Source organism: Streptomyces minutiscleroticus (genome assembly GCF_014650875.1).
In the GTDB taxonomy this organism is placed as follows: domain Bacteria; phylum Actinomycetota; class Actinomycetes; order Streptomycetales; family Streptomycetaceae; genus Streptomyces; species Streptomyces minutiscleroticus.
The window spans coordinates 1-601 of sequence record NZ_BMVU01000262.1; the positions used below are offsets into that span (position 1 = coordinate 1).

Genomic DNA, 601 nt, shown 5'->3' on the forward strand with positions numbered 1-601 from the left:
TCTAGTCGGTATAAATGGAAGGCGAAAACCCCTCTGAATCCACTATCAAAAACGACACTGCTAGGATCAATTTACTAAGACAGAGCATATAACCCTCCTCAATCGCTTCTTTCTTTCTTGCTCCTCAACTCTTCTTGTTTTTTGAGAATCATCTCTTCAGTAACGCTAGAGAGCCTCTCATGCGTATCCTCTGGGACTTCTTGGCGTTGGGTTTCTTCTTGCTTTTTGGCGATAATTTCTTCAGTAACGCTAGAGAGCCTTTCTTTGGGGGGAGTTTTACTCCCTTGTTGGTGGGAGCGCTTTTTCAGACTCTCTCTGATCTGTCTTTTTTTTTGGATGAGCGCAAACATCTTTTGGCTGAACTTATAGCACTGGCGCACGCTTATGACAATCACGCCCCACTTGATTAACAAAGCGGCTAAAAGCAGAATGGGCGAGCTGGCGGTGTCTAACAAGAATTGGCGCACATCGCTATACACCCAAATATCCACCAAGATGACTAACAGAGTGATCAAAATAGAAAACGCAATGCTTTTAAACCGAAAAAGCCACGCCACGATCACAAACCCTCTCGTGTGCCTGTGGGCTAAGAGCCAGCGCT

1 protein-coding gene is annotated in these 601 nt (G+C 45.3%); it reads right to left on the minus strand.

Annotated features, from left to right (window positions below; all coding sequences use genetic code 11):
* Positions 1–98 precede the first annotated feature (98 nt).
* A partial coding sequence (locus tag IE271_RS44650; protein ID WP_190195534.1) for a hypothetical protein occupies positions 99–601 on the minus strand: 503 nt, incomplete at its 5' end.